The 15963-nt window shown below is 58.8% G+C and carries 19 protein-coding genes; 8 read left to right on the top strand and 11 right to left on the bottom strand.

What is annotated here, in order from left to right:
- Positions 1 to 17: 17 nt before the first annotated feature.
- Positions 18 to 1214 (bottom strand): CAP domain-containing protein, encoded by a 1197-nt coding sequence (locus ACR0L9_RS15160; RefSeq protein ID WP_480895989.1) that lies wholly within the window; start codon positions 1212 to 1214, stop codon positions 18 to 20.
- A 296-nt stretch (positions 1215 to 1510) separates the two neighbouring features.
- The gene (gene rpsU / locus ACR0L9_RS15155; RefSeq protein WP_005614280.1) at positions 1511 to 1717 is read right to left on the bottom strand and encodes a 30S ribosomal protein S21; all 207 of its coding nucleotides are present in this window, start codon (positions 1715 to 1717) and stop codon (positions 1511 to 1513) included.
- Between the two features lie 112 nt (positions 1718 to 1829).
- On the opposite strand from rpsU, the gene ACR0L9_RS15150 reads away from it, so the two are divergent.
- Together ACR0L9_RS15150 and ACR0L9_RS15145 are read left to right on the top strand one after the other, a co-directional pair.
- A complete protein-coding gene (locus ACR0L9_RS15150; RefSeq protein ID WP_170636679.1) occupies positions 1830 to 2522 on the top strand; it encodes a COQ9 family protein in 693 nt (230 codons plus the stop codon).
- Between the two features lie 72 nt (positions 2523 to 2594).
- Positions 2595 to 3581 (top strand): NAD(P)H-quinone oxidoreductase, encoded by a 987-nt coding sequence (locus tag ACR0L9_RS15145; protein ID WP_480814683.1) that lies wholly within the window; start codon positions 2595 to 2597, stop codon positions 3579 to 3581.
- Between the two features lie 15 nt (positions 3582 to 3596).
- Here ACR0L9_RS15145 and ACR0L9_RS15140 read toward each other — a convergent pair whose 3' ends face one another.
- Positions 3597 to 4454 (bottom strand): DUF2189 domain-containing protein, encoded by an 858-nt coding sequence (locus ACR0L9_RS15140; protein WP_170408392.1) that lies wholly within the window; start codon positions 4452 to 4454, stop codon positions 3597 to 3599.
- A 214-nt stretch (positions 4455 to 4668) separates the two neighbouring features.
- Here ACR0L9_RS15140 and ACR0L9_RS15135 point away from each other — a divergent pair, with 214 nt between their 5' ends.
- Positions 4669 to 5652: a quinone oxidoreductase family protein gene (locus ACR0L9_RS15135; protein WP_170513199.1), complete on the top strand. Its 984-nt coding sequence runs from the start codon at positions 4669 to 4671 to the stop codon at positions 5650 to 5652.
- Positions 5653 to 5693: 41 nt separating this feature from the next.
- On the opposite strand, the gene ACR0L9_RS15130 is transcribed toward ACR0L9_RS15135, so the two are convergent.
- The 8 genes from ACR0L9_RS15130 to ACR0L9_RS15095 form a co-directional block, all read right to left on the bottom strand.
- Complete coding sequence (locus ACR0L9_RS15130; RefSeq protein ID WP_170395659.1) at positions 5694 to 6227, bottom strand: porin family protein; 534 nt, start codon at positions 6225 to 6227, stop codon at positions 5694 to 5696.
- 261 nt (positions 6228 to 6488) lie between these two features.
- On the bottom strand, positions 6489 to 6962 hold the full coding sequence (locus tag ACR0L9_RS15125; RefSeq protein WP_170395661.1) for a YHS domain-containing (seleno)protein: 474 nt from the start codon (positions 6960 to 6962) through the stop codon (positions 6489 to 6491).
- Between the two features lie 172 nt (positions 6963 to 7134).
- On the bottom strand, positions 7135 to 7410 hold the full coding sequence (locus tag ACR0L9_RS15120) for a hypothetical protein (protein WP_480895987.1): 276 nt from the start codon (positions 7408 to 7410) through the stop codon (positions 7135 to 7137).
- Positions 7407 to 8012 (bottom strand): glycerol-3-phosphate 1-O-acyltransferase PlsY, encoded by a 606-nt coding sequence (gene plsY / locus ACR0L9_RS15115; protein WP_480895985.1) that lies wholly within the window; start codon positions 8010 to 8012, stop codon positions 7407 to 7409. The genes ACR0L9_RS15120 and plsY overlap by 4 nt, the downstream gene beginning before the upstream one ends.
- On the bottom strand, positions 8012 to 9292 hold the full coding sequence (pyrC, locus tag ACR0L9_RS15110; RefSeq protein WP_480886283.1) for a dihydroorotase: 1281 nt from the start codon (positions 9290 to 9292) through the stop codon (positions 8012 to 8014). The genes plsY and pyrC overlap by 1 nt, the downstream gene beginning before the upstream one ends.
- Positions 9289 to 9675 (bottom strand): hypothetical protein, encoded by a 387-nt coding sequence (locus ACR0L9_RS15105; RefSeq protein WP_480454241.1) that lies wholly within the window; start codon positions 9673 to 9675, stop codon positions 9289 to 9291. Before ACR0L9_RS15105 ends, pyrC begins: the two co-directional genes overlap by 4 nt.
- On the bottom strand, positions 9660 to 10178 hold the full coding sequence (locus tag ACR0L9_RS15100) for a hypothetical protein (RefSeq protein WP_170395671.1): 519 nt from the start codon (positions 10176 to 10178) through the stop codon (positions 9660 to 9662). The genes ACR0L9_RS15105 and ACR0L9_RS15100 overlap by 16 nt, the downstream gene beginning before the upstream one ends.
- A complete protein-coding gene (locus ACR0L9_RS15095; RefSeq protein ID WP_170566212.1) occupies positions 10175 to 11110 on the bottom strand; it encodes an aspartate carbamoyltransferase catalytic subunit in 936 nt (311 codons plus the stop codon). Before ACR0L9_RS15095 ends, ACR0L9_RS15100 begins: the two co-directional genes overlap by 4 nt.
- Positions 11111 to 11868: 758 nt before the next feature.
- Between ACR0L9_RS15095 and ACR0L9_RS15090 the strand changes: the two genes are divergently transcribed.
- From ACR0L9_RS15090 to ACR0L9_RS15070, 5 genes are all read left to right on the top strand, one after another.
- Positions 11869 to 12633 (top strand): uracil-DNA glycosylase, encoded by a 765-nt coding sequence (locus ACR0L9_RS15090; protein WP_480895983.1) that lies wholly within the window; start codon positions 11869 to 11871, stop codon positions 12631 to 12633.
- Complete coding sequence (locus ACR0L9_RS15085; RefSeq protein ID WP_170733549.1) at positions 12630 to 13229, top strand: metallophosphoesterase; 600 nt, start codon at positions 12630 to 12632, stop codon at positions 13227 to 13229. Before ACR0L9_RS15090 ends, ACR0L9_RS15085 begins: the two co-directional genes overlap by 4 nt.
- Positions 13226 to 13846 carry a LysE family translocator gene (locus ACR0L9_RS15080; protein WP_170733550.1) on the top strand — a complete coding sequence of 207 codons (621 nt, stop codon included), beginning with the start codon at positions 13226 to 13228 and terminating at the stop codon, positions 13844 to 13846. The genes ACR0L9_RS15085 and ACR0L9_RS15080 overlap by 4 nt, the downstream gene beginning before the upstream one ends.
- A 6-nt stretch (positions 13847 to 13852) precedes the next feature.
- The gene (moaB, locus tag ACR0L9_RS15075; RefSeq protein WP_480895982.1) at positions 13853 to 14395 is read left to right on the top strand and encodes a molybdenum cofactor biosynthesis protein B; all 543 of its coding nucleotides are present in this window, start codon (positions 13853 to 13855) and stop codon (positions 14393 to 14395) included.
- Positions 14396 to 14500: 105 nt separating this feature from the next.
- Positions 14501 to 15958 (top strand): RND family efflux transporter, encoded by a 1458-nt coding sequence (locus ACR0L9_RS15070; protein WP_170597249.1) that lies wholly within the window; start codon positions 14501 to 14503, stop codon positions 15956 to 15958.
- The last annotated feature ends 5 nt before the right edge of the window (positions 15959 to 15963 follow it).

Raw genomic sequence — 15963 nt, 5'->3', positions numbered from 1 at the left:
GCACCTGAACGGTTTGATTAACCCCAATCAAATCCGCAGTTCGTTTCGAAAACATACACGCCGCACATGTCGTCATTCATGTCTTCGACTGTGGCTTCAACGGTTTCGATCATGTCGTCAGCGAAGTCGGTGTCGAACACCAGATCGAAATCATCCATCTCCGGGGTCGTGTCAGCCTGCTGCACCGGAGACCATTCGAACTGGTCAAATTGGGCTTGCAGCGCATTAACAAACGCTTCGATCCCGGCAAGGAAGGCCTGAACGTCAAAGCAGTCCGCGCCCGGTGCACCATTGTCAACGACAACTTCAGGTGTTTCTGGCTCGGGTTCTTCGACCTCGGTGACGTCGGTCTCCGGAGTTTCGGGTTCCTCGACCTCGACGACTTCAGTATCCGGCACATCGGGTTCCGGCTCTTCAGTTTCGGTCACGTCTGTTTCCGGAGTCTCCTCAACCGGGTCCTCGGTCTCGGTAACGTCAGTTTCTGGCGTTTCGTCTGACGGTTGCTCGGTTTCCGTCACATCAGTGTCGGGTGTTTCGTCCGATGGTTCTTCGGTTTCGGTGACGTCTTCCTCCGGGGTCTCCTCTGCCGGTTCTTCGGCATCGGGAACTTCCGCTACCGGTGTTTCGTCAACTGGTTCCTCAGTCTCGGTCACATCGGTTTCCGGCACTTCTGGTTCGGTCGGGGTGGTAACCTCTTCCTCTTCTGGCTCAACAACTTCTTCAACCGGAGGCGTCACCGGCGGGGTGGTGCCGCCGTTATCAAGATCGACATCGCCCTGAGTCGCCGCAAAGTTCTGCGTCACCATGACAGCGTCGTACCCCTGCATGTCGCCTTCTTCGATCCCGATGCCGATATATTTGAAATCGGGGTTCAGAATGTTGGCGCGGTGACCGGGGCTATTCATCAGGTTCTGGTGCAACTGGGCGACATCATCGCTGATACCGGGTGCGCCACGCTCGGATTGCCAGGCGATGTTTTCTCCGGTGCGCCAGCTCCCGGACAGGTCGAACCCTGCGGCTTGCATCCGTTGGGTCGCGGATGAACCACCCTGACCGGTGTGGCTGAACCGGTCGGTGTCCAGCATCCAGCTGCTGTGGTCCTCGGAAGATTCGTTCAGGTTGCGTTCAAGTTCCAGGGGATCAAGACCGCGGGATGTGCGCTCTTGGTTGATCAGCGCGAGCATTTCGCGCTCGACCGTACTTGCTGTCGACATCAGTGCCTCCGTTTTTGGTTATGTCTGAGTGGACGGCCTCACTTACAGACGATCAAAGAACGCTGAATAGGGCGGGTACGGCGATGGGCGTTTTTCGGCGGCAGAATGCAACCGAACGGCGATTCGCTGCGCTGTAAAATGCCGACTGCGGCGATTGCATCAAAATCGGCAGGTTGCCGCGAGGGTAAAGCCGGGAATTGGCGGGATCATCCGCCCTAAAAACGACAAACCCCCGGGCAGGGCCTCGGGGGTCGTCAAATAGTGTCATCCAAAGCTGGACGAGTCGCAGGAAGCTCTTAGAGCAAACCTTCGCGCTGTGCTTTCTTACGTGCCAGTTTACGGGCACGGCGGATCGCTTCAGCTTTCTCGCGCGCTTTTTTCTCGGACGGTTTCTCGAAATGTTGCTTCAGCTTCATTTCACGGAACACGCCTTCGCGCTGCAGCTTTTTCTTCAGGGCACGAAGCGCCTGATCGACGTTATTGTCGCGAACACTAACCTGCATGTGGTTGTCACCACCTTTCTAGATAGAGTTGCAAGGAAATTGCAGGAAGTGGCCGTATAGCAAAGCACGCCTAACTTGTCTAGTACTGGACCCGCAGCCTCGGAGACCCGACATGACAGCAACCTATGAAGACACCAAAGAGCAGCTTCTTGATGCGATTCTGAACCATGTGCCGTTCGACGGCTGGTCGGAAACCAGCTTTCGTGCGGCCATCAGCGATTGCGATCTGGAGCCTGCGCTGGCCCGAGCGATCTGTCCGCGTGGTGCCGTCGATCTGGCACTGGCCTTTCATGCGCGCGGGGATGCCGCGATGTTGGAGCGGTTGAAATCCGAAGACCTGAGCGGGCTGAAATTCCGTGAAAAGATCGCCGCCGCCGTCCGTTTCCGCCTGCAGGCGGTCGAAGACAAAGAAGCAGTGCGCCGAGGTATGACTTTGTTCGCGTTGCCGATCCATGCCGCGGATGGGGCCAAGGCGGTCTGGGGCACCTGTGACCAGATCTGGATAGCGCTTGGCGATACTTCCGACGACGTGAACTGGTACACCAAACGTGCCACTCTGTCGGGCGTCTATTCTTCGACACTGTTGTATTGGCTGGGTGATGACAGCCCGGATTATCAGGCGACATGGGAATTCCTGGATCGGCGGATCGAGGGCGTAATGCAGTTTGAAAAGTTCAAGGCGCAGGTGAATGGCAACCCGCTGCTGAAACCGTTTCTGGCCGTCCCCAACTGGCTTGCGGGTCAGGTGAAGGCTCCGACGAAGTTGCCCGACAACCTGCCCGGTTCGCTGTCATCGGGAAAATAGTCGCAGCGTTTCCACTTGCCGCTGGGCCTCTGCGTTTTCGCCTGCTAGGCATTGGGCAAAGGAGATATGCCCATGACCCAGACAATGCGCGCTGTCGAGATCACTGAAGCTGGTGGCCCGGACGTTCTGCAACTGACGGAACGCCCGATGCCGGAACCAGCAGAGGGTCAGGTGGTTCTGAAAGTCGCGTACGCCGGGGTAAACCGTCCTGATGCGCTGCAGCGGGCAGGGGCGTATGATCCACCTCGCGGTGCAAGCGATTTGCCGGGGCTGGAAGCCTCAGGAGAGGTCGTCGCCATCGGCTCGGGTGTCGAAGGTCTGGTCGTTGGCGATCGGGTTTGCGCCCTGTTGCCCGGCGGCGGTTATGCTGAATATGTCGCAACGCCCGCCGCTCATTGCCTGCCTGTGCCTGCGGGTATGGGTTTGAAAGAAGCTGCCTGCCTGCCCGAAACCTTCTTTACTGTTTGGTCCAATGTCTTCACCCGTGGCGGCTTGAAACCAGGGGAGCGGTTTCTGGTCCATGGCGGTTCCAGCGGGATCGGCACGACGGCCATTCAGCTGGCCAATGCGTTTGGCGCCCGCGTCTTTGCAACCGCCGGGTCGGCTGAGAAATGTGAGGCTTGTATCAAGCTAGGTGCCGAAAAGGCGATCAACTATCGCGACGAAGATTTCGTGGCTGCGATGCGCGCCGAGGGCGGGGCGAACCTGATCCTGGACATGGTCGGTGGTGATTATATCCCGCGCAACATCAAGGCTTTGGCGGAAGACGGGCGGCTGGTTCAGATCGCTTTCCTGCAAGGTCCGGTAGTCGAACTGAATTTTGCGCTGATGATGGTGAAACGCCTCACCCTGACTGGCAGCACCTTGCGCCCACAAAGCGATTTGGCCAAGGCGCGCATCGCGCAAGACTTGCGTGAAGCCGTGTGGCCATTGCTTGAGGCCGGGAAGGTCGCACCGGTGATGGATTCAGAATTCGATCTTTCTGATGCCGCCGTTGCACATGCGCGGATGGAAGCATCGGGCCACATTGGCAAGATCGTTCTGAAGGTCTCTGGTTAAGCTGCTGCCATGTAGTCAGGCGACCGCCCGGCGATACAGGTGCCATGTGGCGTGGCCTAGAACGGGCATGACGACGATCAGCCCCAGCAACATCGGGATCGCGCCCAGTACCAACATCGCGGCCACAATGGCCCCCCAGGTCAAGATCACACCCGGGTTCTGACGCAAGACCCGGACCGAGGTTACGACGGCCACGGGAACGCCCACTTTGCGATCCAGCAACAGCGGAAAGCTGACCACGCTTAGCGCCAATGCGACCAGTGCAAACAGGAAACCGGTGGCGGTGCCGATGATGATCATGCTCCAGCCTGCTCCGGTGGTGAACACTTCTGTCACGAATGCCATGGCCGAGGCCGGAGGTTCTGGCCCTAGGGTTTGCGCATAGATGCCTTGCGCGACCATCAGCCAGATCATCAATAGCATGACCAGATAGAAGCCCAGTGCCAGTATGGCTCCGAAGGAAGGCGAACGGAATACGCCGAACGCGTCCAGCCAATGAACGTCTCCGCCCTGTTCCCTCTTGCGACTGATCTCATAAAGCCCGACGGCGGCGACCGGCCCGATCAGGGCAAAGCCCATGACAAGCGGGGCCAGCAGGGGCACCATGTCTTTGTTGAGCCCAATACCGAACATCAGCAGACCTGCGATTGGATAGATCAGAACGACAAAGATCGCATCGGCCCGGGTTTCGAGAAAATCGTTATATCCAGCTTTCAGGCATTCGCGCAGATCCTGCAGGGTCAGCGTATGCACCGTCGGCAGAGCCTGAACATCCGCGCTGCCGATCTCGGTCACGGATTCAGTGACATGATCGCTGGTTGCCCGCAGATTTCGGGCGACCCAGGTGATTGGGTTACCGATTGTCTTGTCCATGTTCATCCCCTTTTCTGGCGTGGGTGCGCCGCGGGATGCATCCGGCGTGGCAATTCGCGTGACCGGATCAGCCGGCAACGTCTGCCCAATTACAACGTCTCGTTGCATTATAGCACATATTGCGAAATTTTGCCCGATCACCCTTGCAGAGCCGGAAGGATTGCTCTGCCGCACAGGCGTGTTAGCTTTGTTTCCACAGGCAAGGGAGGCATTCATGCAGCAGACAGCACGCACAGTCGTCATACACGAATCCGGCGGCCCCGAGGTTCTTCGGATTGAGGATCGCCCGCTTGGCGATCCCGGCCCGGGTGAGGTGCGCATTCGCCATCATGCCTGCGGATTGAATTTCATCGATGTGTACCAGCGTACCGGCCTTTATCCGCTGGAGTTGCCTCATGCGTTGGGAATGGAAGCGGCCGGAGTCGTTGAGGCGGTAGGCGAAGGCGTTACGCATCTTACCCCCGGCCAACGCGCGGCCTATGCCGCAGGCCCATCGGGAGCATATTCCGAAGCGCGCGTGATGCCTGCAGCACAGGTTTGTCCGCTGCCCGAGAGTATCTCGTTCCGCACCGCCGCGGCCATGATGCTAAAGGGCATGACGGTTGAATACCTGTTTCACCGCACAACGCCGCTGCGGCGCGGAGATACCGTGTTGTTCCACGCGGCTGCCGGAGGTGTGGGACTGATCGCCTGCCAATGGGCGAAATCCGAAGGCATCAAACTGATCGGGACAGCGGGAACGGATGAGAAATGCAGCCTGGCGCAATTCAATGGCGCGTCACATTGCATCAACTACCGGACCGAGAATTTTGTCGAGCGTGTGGCCGAGATCACCGGAGGCAAAGGGGTTGATGTGGTGATGGACTCCATCGGTGCGGACACGTTTGAGGGATCGCTAGATTGCCTGAAACCCTTGGGCATGATGATCTCATTCGGAAACGCTTCGGGGCCAGTGCCGCCTGTCGATCTGGGAATGCTTGCGCAGCGGGGATCTCTGAAGGTGACGCGGCCAACCTTGTTCACGCATATCTCGGATCACGCCACCTGTCAGGCGATGGCGCGACGCTTGTTTGGCAAAGTGGACGGGCGCGAGGTCAAGATCCATGTCGATCAGGAGTTTCCGTTGGATCAAGTTGCTGATGCGCATCGTGCTTTGGAAGCACGACAAACCACCGGCAGCACAGTCTTGGTGCCCTAGCGGCACGGGCCCGGCGCAAATAGCCGGGCCCTACTTTCTCATCAAAACCGATATGCGACGCGCAGTTGAACTGTAGTTGCGTCAACATCGACGCCCGATGAGTTGAAGTCGTCGAACTCATGATACAGAATCTCGCCTCCAACGCTGATATTGGGGGCTACGATCTGCTCATAGCCTGCGCCGATGAACCAGCCATCGTCACTGCCCAGATTATCGGTATCCGCATCGGCATAACCGGCGGTGCCATAAAGCAGGCCCTGCGGGTTCACCTTGTAGCCCGCGCGCGCTTTGAGCCGCCAGACATTCTCGACCGTGGCGGCGCCGGAAAGGTCTACGTCGCTCCAGTCATAGTCGAAGCCACCTCCGACGACCCAATCGCCCAGATCGTAATCATATCCAAGGATGATACCGCCGATCGCACCATCGCCGTCGACGCCTGATACGTTTGTGTCGATGTCCGCATAACCAAACTGTGCACCGCCGTAGAATCCAGTCCAGTTGCCTGAGGATTGCGCCATGGCGGATCCCGCAGCCAATACGGCGACCGAGGTGATCAGTGCCAATCTTCCTGTCATCGTCTCATTCCTTTCGCTCGAAACCTGCTGCCAATCAAATCTAATGGCAGCGTTATGATTGAATCTACGTTCCGGCCCTTAGGCCGGATCAGTGATGTTTTGACTGTCCCGAACAACTTTATTCTGGCCGGTGCCCCGGCGTGGGCCCACTCAGGTTGGGCTCTTTTCTCACATGCTAGATAGGGTGAAACATGATGCCTTCAAACGAAGATCGGCGGCAGATACGATCTGCCGCCGATGCACAAAGGTCTTGTCAGCGAATTATTGCTGTAGTTCAGCCGGGTCTTTGTCGGCGATGTCTTCCCAGTTCGCGCTGGCTTTCTCAACAAAGCCCGGAATGTCGCCTTCCCAACGCTCCTGAATGTCTTGTGACAGGTTCAGATACAGCTTGTTGTCGACGATTTTCCAGTAGTTCGGGTCACCATCGAACTTGAAGCCCATTGCGGTGCCAAATGCGCAATAGCCGCCGTAAGCAGGCAGATAGGCCTCTGGGTTCGCCTCAAAAGCGGCTTTGTTCTCTTCCGATGCAAAACGGTACAGGGCGTCGTTGTGCAGCGTGGTGATTTTGTAATCACCCTTGGTTGCTTCGCCAACGGTGAAATAGGCAACCGGGTCATAGCCCTGCATTGCCAATCCGGTCGAGCTTGCGTTGATTTCGACGCCAGCCGCCATTGCTGAGCTTGCGATCGCAACAGACAGCGCGACTCCGCTGATGATGGATTTGAACGTGTTCATGACTTCACCTTTCGTGAATAGGCTCGCTGAAGAGCACTGTAATTTTGCCCGGGCGAACCGGATTTGATTGTCGCGACGCCTGTAATTGGCCGTCACAAAATCCCAGTTGGGGAATGGCCCGATCACGTTCAAAGCAATCAATTGTGATTGTGCAATCACAAAGACCGGTTGTTCATTCCTGCACGTCAGGCACCAGCGCCAGGACAAAATCGACCACCTTTTCCGCAGGCATTTCGCAGGGGCGAAGCAATGCGCCGCTTTTCTGTGTGAGATAAAGGTTCAGGCTGATGTAATCCGGCCCGCCCAATTGATGAGCCACCAGTTTGTGAGATTTCCCGCAGACCATGATCTGATGCGATACCAAATATCGATGCGGCCCAACGGAACCGGTGAACGTGCCGACCGGCAGATCATGGAACGCTTTCAGAAACGCGCTGGGCGCTGTCACGATTTCCCGATTTTCGGTTCTGTCCCCGCCTTGATCCGCGCTAGGTTGGCGCTGTGCCGCCAGTAGAGCAGCAAGGTCAGAGCAATTCCAAGAACGAAGGTACTGCCATCTGTCAGCACCATGATCCAGGTGGTGGATAGGGCGGCGGCGGCCAGCGCACCAACGGATGAAATACGCCAGATCAGCGCCGCGACCAGCCATGTCAAGCAGCAGGCGACACCCACGCGCCAGTCAAGTGCCAGCCAAAGGCCCAGAAAAGTCGCAACGCCTTTGCCGCCTTTGAAGCCCAGCCAGACCGGAAAGCAATGCCCGAGGAACGCGGCCAACGCGGCGATCTGCGCGGCATCTTCACCAGCCAAAGCGCGTGCCAGCAGAACAGCAACGGCACCCTTGGCTGCATCAAACAGCAATGTCAGCGCTGCCGCTGCCTTATTGCCGGTTCGCAGGACGTTGGTTGCGCCGATATTGCCCGACCCGATTTGCCTCAGATTTCCCAGACCCATCACGCGCGCGACGATCATGCCAAAGGGTATGGAGCCTAGCAGGTATCCCAACGCGGCCCACAGTATGAGCTGAATCATTGTGCTGTCGATCAGGGGCATCAGGCTCTCCGGTACACTTCTTGTCCAGCGACAAAGGTTGCGGTGACCTTACCCTGCATCCGCTGACCGTCAAACGGTGTGTTCTGCGATTTCGATTTCAGCGTAAATCGGTCCAGAACAAAGGGAACATCCGGGTCGAACTGCACCAGATCGGCAGGCGCGCCTAGGGCCAGGCGACCGCTCTCCAACCCCAGCCGTTTGGCCGGATTGAGGGCCATGGCGCGGAACAGGGTCGGCAAGTCCAGCTGTTCGGAATGATATAGCCGAAGCGCAGCAGGCAGCAGTGTTTCCAGCGCCACCGCGCCCGAGGCCGCCTCTTCAAACGGCAGTCGCTTGCTTTCCTCATCCTGCGGCGTGTGCATGGAGCTGATCGTATCGATCAGACCGGTTCGCACCGCTTCGATCACGGCTTGCCGGTCATTTTCGGATCGCAGTGGAGGCTTAATCTTGAAGAAGGTGCGATAATCGGACACGTCCAATTCGTTCAACGTCAGATGGTGGATCGAGGTGCCTGCTGTGATGTCCAGCCCGTTGCGCTTGGCGCGCTCCAGTGCAGGCAGGGCGCGGGCCGTGGTGATCTGATCGGCGTGATAGGCGGCCCCGGTCATTTCAAGCAGGGCGATGTCGCGGTCCAACCCCATACGCTCGGCCATAGGCGATACGGCAGGCAAGCCTCGCAGTGCGGCGAATTTGCCGCTGGTAGCCGCGGCACCGCTGCTCAGGCCCGGCTCCTGCGGGTGGGCAATCACAAGAGCGCTGCAGGATTTGGCGTAGGTCAGCGCGCGTGAGAAGACCTTGGTATTGGTCACGACATGATCGCAATCGGTAAACGCCACGGCCCCTGCGTCTTGCAGGAACCCGATCTCGGTCATCTCACGCCCTTCGCGTTCTTTGGTCAGGGCGGCCATTGGCAAAACGTTGACCGGAGCGTCCGCTTGCGCGCGGCGGGTGGCGAACTCCAGCGTCTCGGGTGTGTCGACGGCAGGCAGCGTGTCTGGACGGGTGACGATGGTCGTCACTCCCCCGGCGGCAGCGGCCAAACCCGCAGATTTATAACTCTCCTTGTGTCGCTCACCGGGCTCGCAAACCTTAACGCCAATGTCGACGATACCGGGCGCAAGGCATTGCCCACCGCAATCGACCACCTGCGTGTCAGCGTCTGGGGCCGTGCCTTCACCAAGCGCTGCGATCCGACCATCGGCAATCTGCAGCCAGCCGATGCTATCTGTGCCAGCTTCTGGGTCGATCAGGCGAGCGTTAGTAAAAATCAGATTGCTCATGCCATGGCCCTTTCGATTGCAGCTTTGGTGGCGGCGGGGTCCGCCTGATATTTGATCAGGTGCTTGTCGCCGCCTTTTGTGACGATCTGGACAAAGCTGCCAATGGTATTGACCGCCTGAATTTGGTTCAGCGCCACCTTACGCGGACCAGGACCAGTGAGAGTGGTGCCCGTCATTTCCCACTTGGCGACCAGTTCTTCCGAAGCCAAATACCAAGCGCGGATGGTGATGGCGGCCAACCCTGCGGGTGCGCCGGTCCAGACGTAAGGATTGCCGATCAACCATAGCACGACCATTGCGGCCGCCATTGCAAAGGCGGCGAGCCATGCGTTGGTGCGGACATAAGCGCCCTTGTCTGAGGAGAAGGTCACAGGATCAGCCACAAGGCACCTCCGACGGCGATCAGAATCAGCAAGGCAATGACGGCTGAACCGATGCGGCTTGGTTTATTATCCACTGGCGGGCTTTGCGGGGCCGAGAACGGTTTTGCGCTTTCGGTCTCAATCGTGCCGCCGGACCAGTTGGTAGCCTCTTCGGTGAACAGGCCAATCAGATGCAGGCGGGGATCGAGGGAAAGGGTTGCAGATCGACCACCCAGCGCCGCACTGCGCAGGACCATCACCCAGCCTTCAATGGCGTCCAACTTCGCGCGATCCAACTGGTCTTCCGAGACACCACAGCCTTCGCTGAGATAGCCATAAAGCCCGAGATCTTCGAGGTCGGATACCGGAAAAATGTCGATCTGTTCTGGATCCAGCCCCTCGACACCCAACACCTGATCAACAGCCCCCGGTTCGCGCAGGAATTTCGCCTCTTCTGGGCGCATGTCCAGCGAGAACAGGCGGATCACGCCGCGCTCATGGGGGGCGATGGCCAGATCGTTCATGCGGCTTCTCGTACGTTGCGCGCTAGCAGGTCCATGGCGGCCATGCGGACGGCGACGCCCATCTCGACCTGCTCTTGAATAACGGATCGGTTGATGTCGTCCGCCAGCGTCCCGTCAATCTCGACCCCGCGGTTCATTGGACCGGGGTGCATCACGATGGCGTCTGGCTTGGCCAGCGCCAGCTTTTCAGCGTTCAGACCGTAGCGGTGATAATACTCGCGTTCCGAGGGGATAAAGCCGCCGTCCATCCGTTCCTTCTGAAGACGCAGCATCATCACAACGTCGACGTCTTTCAGACCCTCATTTATATCATCATAGATCTCGGCCCCGAATTCCGCGAATTGCGACGGCACCAGCGTCGGCGGGCCGATCAGACGGATGCGGTTTTCCATCTTGCCCAGCAAGATCAGGTTCGAACGCGCCACGCGCGAATGCGCCACGTCTCCGCAAATCGCGATGTTCAGCCGGTGTAGGCGGCCTTTGGCACGGCGGATGGTCAGCGCGTCCAGCAGGGCTTGCGTCGGGTGTTCGTGCCGCCCGTCGCCTGCGTTCAGCACAGCGCAGTTTACCTTCTGCGCCAGCAGGTCCACCGCGCCGGAATGAGGATGCCGTACCACCAGCAGATCGGGATGCATTGCGTTCAGCGTCATAGCCGTATCAATCAGCGTCTCGCCCTTTTTGATCGAACTGGCCTGCATCGCCATGTTCATCACATCCGCGCCCAATCGCTTGCCCGCAATTTCGAAACTCGCCTGCGTACGGGTCGAGTTTTCAAAGAACATGTTGATTTGAGTCAGGCCCGACAGCACATCGGAATGCTTAGCCGATTGCCGGTTCAGATCGACATAGGTTTCGGCCAGATCAAGGATAGCGGTGATATCGGATTGCGACAGATGCTCGATGCCAAGAAGGTGACGATGGGCGAAACGCATGGGCGGGCTCCTGTCTGACAATCGGACCGCTTATAAGAAGCCATGCAGGCCAAGGCAACCTAAGGTTCCGACCCTTCGGTTAGTTTCTCACATCCGCCTTCGGGCAGGCATTGTTCGCCGGGTTTGCACCACTTGCCGTAGCCGCAATCGATAGCCTTGATCGGAACGCAGCCCTGATGAGCCGAGCATTTAAAGCCGGGTCGGCATTGCGAACCGGTTTCTTCACACAGAAACCAGCCGGGGCGCGAACATCCGCCGCCCGGCAAGCAGGATGAACCGGCTCCGCAACTCCTGCCATCGGCGCAGGTTGTGGGTGGAGCGGGGACCAAATCCGGTCTGCTGCGCTCGCATTCACCGCGTCCGTTGCAGAAGCTACCACCGGGGCAATCCAAGCGCGAGGTGCACTTATTCGCCCCAGCAGGGGCGCAACGGGTTCCTCCTGCCACGCAGCGCTCGAACGGGCCGCAGGTGCGCCCACCTCCACAATAGGTGTGTCCCGGCGGGATACAGCGGCCATCAAAGCTGCAGCGCTGGCCTGCGGGGCAACAACCGCGCCCGCATTGCAACTGTCCGGCGCGGCATTGTGTATCCCGATCAAACAGCTGCGCACTCGCCGAACCGCCAGAGGTTGCCAGCAATAGAGCAATCAGAAGGAATCGCAGAAATGACAGCATGACCCTGCCATGGTCGGTGCGACCCTGTGCCATGGCAAGGTCTATTCGCTTTCCCTCGGTCAAAAGCTGGTTAGATTGAGGGTTATGGAATCGGGCTTGGACCATCATACCGCGCGGGCGCTGCTGGAATGGCAGATCGAGCTGGGCGCAACCGAGGCGATCGGCGACGCGCCGGTGGATCGCTATGCGTTGCCGGACAAAGCGGCCAAGGCTAAGAAACCAGCTGCGGTTGAACCTGCGAAAAAACCAGAGCCGGTCGATGCCGCAGCTGTTGCAAAACAGGCGGCGAAAACCGCTGCATCGCTCGTCGATTTGCGTGCGGCGATGGAGGCGTTTGATCTTTGCGACCTCAAACGCGGCGCGCGGCAGTTGGTGTTTTCCGATGGCACCCCCGGCGCACGGGTAATGATCATCGGCGAAGCGCCCGGCCGTGATGAGGATCGCGAAGGTAAGCCCTTTGTCGGGCGCGCTGGGCAATTGCTGGACCGGATGCTGGCCGCGATTGATCTGGATCGGCGCGAGAATGTCTACATTACCAACGTGTTGCCGTGGCGGCCCCCGCAGAATCGCGATCCCAAGCCGGAAGAGATTGGCATGATGAAGCCGTTTCTGGAGCGGCATGTGGCGTTGGCCAAGCCCGAGGTGCTGGTGGTGATGGGCAATATTAGCTGTCAGGCCTTGCTGGGCAAACGCGGTATCACGCGGCTGCGCGGGAAATGGGATCAGGCGCTGAACCTGCCGGTCATCCCGATGTTCCACCCGGCCTACCTGCTGCGTCAACCGCTGATGAAGCGACAGGCCTGGGCCGATTTGCTGGATTTGCAAGCAAGGCTGAGGGGCGCGGGATGAGAGTTCTGGCGTTTTCCGATCTTCATATGGCGCGCAACCGGGCCGCTGATCTGGTGGTCGCCAGCGCCGAGGCTGATCTTGTCATCGGAGCGGGGGATTTTTGCAATGCGCGGCGGGGCCTGAATGAAGCGATGCAGATGCTGTCGGGCATTGCAGCGCCGCTGATCCTGGTGCCGGGCAACGCTGAGAGCGCCGAGGAACTGACAGCCGCTGCGCCCGAAGGCGCGCATGTTCTGCACGGGACGGGCATGACATTGGATGGTCTGCGCCTGTTCGGGCTGGGCTACGGCGTGCCGGTGACGCCTTTTGGAGACTGGTCCTGCGATCTTACTGAAGCTGAAGCATCGGAACTGCTGGACCGGTGCGAGGCTGCGGATGTTCTGATCGCGCACTCTCCGCCAAAAGGATATGGGGATGTGACATCTCAAGATGTGTCGGTCGGCTCGACCGCAGTTCGGGACGCGGTTGAACGAATCCAACCCGATTTTGTCTTTTGCGGTCATATCCACGACAGCTGGGGATATCGCGGCATGCTGGGGCGGTCTCAGATTGCCAATCTGGGTCCGAAACCACATTGGTTCAAGGTAACAACGTGATCGAGACAGTGACATTGATGGCCTTCATCCCAGCCGCACTGGTGCTGAATTTTACACCCGGCGCTGACATGATGTTCTGTTTCGGGCAAGGGTTACGGTCCGGGTCACGCCCAGCGATGATGGCCAGCCTCGGTGTTTCGACGGGTCTGATGGTGCAAGTTTTGCTGGCGGGGCTTGGACTTGGGGCGTTGGTATCAGCCTTGCCTTGGCTGTTTGACGTTATCCGGTGGATGGGCGTTGCTTATCTGTTGGCCCTTGCATGGGGCGCAATCCGGAAAGGGGCAGTGTCGGACGATGCAGCAATCAAGCCTGCTCATTTCGCGTTTCGCGAGGGGTTGCTGGTGAACCTGACCAATCCCAAGGTCATTCTGTTTGTTTTGGCCTTTATCCCTCAGTTCGTGGACCCAGCAAACGGCCCGGTTCTGCTGCAATTCCTAACCTTTGGTGCAATTATCACCTTGGGCAGCATTCTGGTGAATGGGGTGGTCGGTATCTTTGCGGGCGGAGCAGGGCGCATTTTGATCTCAAACCCACGCGCTTCACGTATCATTGGATGGGTCACGGGCGGGATATTCGCGGCTCTTGCCATCCGGCTTGCCATTATGGAAAGGGCTTGACGACATATGTCGCGCATTGATGAAAGCATGGAATTCATCCCCGTCCGCATTGCGGTTCTGACTGTGTCGGATACTCGCTCGCTGGACGACGACCGCTCGGGCCAGACGCTTGTCGACCGGATCGAAACGGCTGGACATTCAGTGGCGGACCGCAAGATCATTCAGGACGAACGCGCCCAGATTGCCGAGCAATTGCGCAGTTGGATCGCGGATCCTGAAATCGACGTCGTGATCTCGACCGGCGGCACAGGTCTGACGGGTCGCGATGTTACAGTCGAGGCGCACCGGGACGTTTATGAAAAAGAGATCGAAGCGTTTGGCACCGTTTTCACCATCGTGTCTATGGAAAAGATAGGTACTTCTGCCGTGCAGTCCCGCGCCACAGGCGGAGTTGCAGGCGGAACCTATCTGTTTGCGTTGCCGGGCAGCCCGGGTGCCTGCAAAGACGCTTGGGATGCGATTCTGGAGAAGCAGTTCGATTATCGCCACCGGCCCTGTAATTTCGTTGAAATAATGCCCAGGTTGGACGAACACCTGCGACGGAAGTAGACTGGTTCTGCGTTTAATGGATCATAACCGCTTTGTGGCTTGGCATTTTTTGCGACCCGGCTACCTTTGCGGAAGGCAGCATGTGCGACCAAAGGTGAGTGACCGATGCGATTTCTGCGGCAAAGCCTTGTTGGGGTCTTCCTGGCGTTTCTGACGCTGGGCCTGCTGATCGTTGCCGCACAGATGATCTCGGGCGCGGTTCAGGATGTGCTGACGCGGGACAATCAGGCACCTGAGGCGCGGGAACGCATATTCGCCGTTACCGTACGAACCGCCGAGCCGGAAACCGTCACTCCTTATCTGGAAGCGTTTGGCCAGATTCAAAGCCGCCGCCGGTTAGAGCTGCGCGCGGCCTTGGGTGGGCGCGTTGTATCACTGGCCGAAGACTTTGAAGATGGCGGTACAGTAACGGCGGGAGAATTGCTGGTCGAACTGGACCCAGCCGATATGCAATCGGCTCTGGACCGTGCCAAATCCGATCTTCTGGATGCCCAGTTTGAAGAGCGGGACGCCGAACGCTCGCTGCTGTTGGCGCAGGATGAGTTGAAATCAGCCGAGGCACAGGCCGAACTTCGCGACCGGGCGCTGCAGCGCCAGCAGGACCTGCAGACGCGAGGTGTCGGGGCTGCTGCAAGCGTCGAAGAAGCGGAACTGGCCGCAACATCGGCTCATCAGGCAGTTCTCGCGCGCAGGATCGCTTTGGCGCAGGCCGAATCTCGTGTGGATCAGGCAACAACCTTGTTTGCGCGGGCTCGTATCGCGTTGGAAGGGGCCGAGCGTGACCTGGAGGATATGACGATCCATGCCGGGTTTGATGGGACGCTGACCGAGGTCACTTTGGTTGAAGGCCGCTTGGTCGCGGCCAACGAAAAGCTGGCCGAACTCGTCGACCCCAATGCGCTTGAGGTCGCGTTTCGGGTTTCCACCGCGCAATTCGTGCGTTTGCTGGACGCGCAGGGTGATCTGATCTCAGCCCCGGTGACTGTATCGCTTGAGGTCACGGGGACCGATCTCACTGCCACCGGCCGGATCAGTCGCGATAGTGGCGCGGCGGGTGAAGGGCAAACCGGGCGTCTGATCTATGCGCGTCTCGACGACGCGCCGGGATTCAAGCCGGGGGATTTTGTCACCGTTTCGATTGAAGAACAGCCGCTCGATAATGTGGTCCGTCTGCCATCCTCGGTTCTGGACGCCACGGGCAATGTGCTTGTTCTCGGCCCCGATGACCGGCTGGAACCGTTGGCTGTGCAATTGATCCGTCGTCAGGGCGATGAGGTGCTTTTGCGTGGTGAAGGCCTGGAAGGCCGCGAGGTTGTGATTGGCCGGACGCCTCTGCTGGGTTCGGGTGTACGTGTGCGGCCCCTACGGATTGAGGCGAATGCCGAAGCTGATCCGGGCATGGTCGAGCTTTCGGACGAAAAGCGCGCTCAGCTTGTGGCTCAGGTCGAGGCCAGTGATGCCATGTCTCAGGAAGACAAAGCCCAAGTATTGGGCCAGTTGAGCGAGGCCAAAGTGCCCGCCACCCTAATACGCCGTCTTGATGACAATCGGGCCGGGGGCTAAGCGCG

This window comes from Ruegeria sp. I3 (genome assembly GCF_056532525.1).
The sequence above is the reverse complement of the archived record's forward strand: the minus strand, read 5'-3'. Positions and strand labels throughout refer to the sequence as shown.

Bases quoted from the DNA above. Each gene is read 5' to 3' on its own strand.
- ACR0L9_RS15160 (WP_480895989.1), bottom strand. From the start codon at position 1,214: ATGTCGACAGCAAGTACGGTCGAGCGCGAAATGCTCGCGCTGATCAAC.
- rpsU (WP_005614280.1), bottom strand. From the start codon at position 1,717: ATGCAGGTTAGTGTTCGCGACAATAACGTCGATCAGGCGCTTCGTGCC.
- ACR0L9_RS15150 (WP_170636679.1), top strand. From the start codon at position 1,830: ATGACAGCAACCTATGAAGACACCAAAGAGCAGCTTCTTGATGCGATT.
- ACR0L9_RS15145 (WP_480814683.1), top strand. From the start codon at position 2,595: ATGACCCAGACAATGCGCGCTGTCGAGATCACTGAAGCTGGTGGCCCG.
- ACR0L9_RS15140 (WP_170408392.1), bottom strand. From the start codon at position 4,454: ATGGACAAGACAATCGGTAACCCAATCACCTGGGTCGCCCGAAATCTG.
- ACR0L9_RS15135 (WP_170513199.1), top strand. From the start codon at position 4,669: ATGCAGCAGACAGCACGCACAGTCGTCATACACGAATCCGGCGGCCCC.
- ACR0L9_RS15130 (WP_170395659.1), bottom strand. From the start codon at position 6,227: ATGACAGGAAGATTGGCACTGATCACCTCGGTCGCCGTATTGGCTGCG.
- ACR0L9_RS15125 (WP_170395661.1), bottom strand. From the start codon at position 6,962: ATGAACACGTTCAAATCCATCATCAGCGGAGTCGCGCTGTCTGTTGCG.
- plsY (WP_480895985.1), bottom strand. From the start codon at position 8,012: ATGCCCCTGATCGACAGCACAATGATTCAGCTCATACTGTGGGCCGCG.
- pyrC (WP_480886283.1), bottom strand. From the start codon at position 9,292: ATGAGCAATCTGATTTTTACTAACGCTCGCCTGATCGACCCAGAAGCT.
- ACR0L9_RS15100 (WP_170395671.1), bottom strand. From the start codon at position 10,178: ATGAACGATCTGGCCATCGCCCCCCATGAGCGCGGCGTGATCCGCCTG.
- ACR0L9_RS15095 (WP_170566212.1), bottom strand. From the start codon at position 11,110: ATGCGTTTCGCCCATCGTCACCTTCTTGGCATCGAGCATCTGTCGCAA.
- ACR0L9_RS15090 (WP_480895983.1), top strand. From the start codon at position 11,869: ATGGAATCGGGCTTGGACCATCATACCGCGCGGGCGCTGCTGGAATGG.
- ACR0L9_RS15085 (WP_170733549.1), top strand. From the start codon at position 12,630: ATGAGAGTTCTGGCGTTTTCCGATCTTCATATGGCGCGCAACCGGGCC.
- moaB (WP_480895982.1), top strand. From the start codon at position 13,853: ATGTCGCGCATTGATGAAAGCATGGAATTCATCCCCGTCCGCATTGCG.
- ACR0L9_RS15070 (WP_170597249.1), top strand. From the start codon at position 14,501: ATGCGATTTCTGCGGCAAAGCCTTGTTGGGGTCTTCCTGGCGTTTCTG.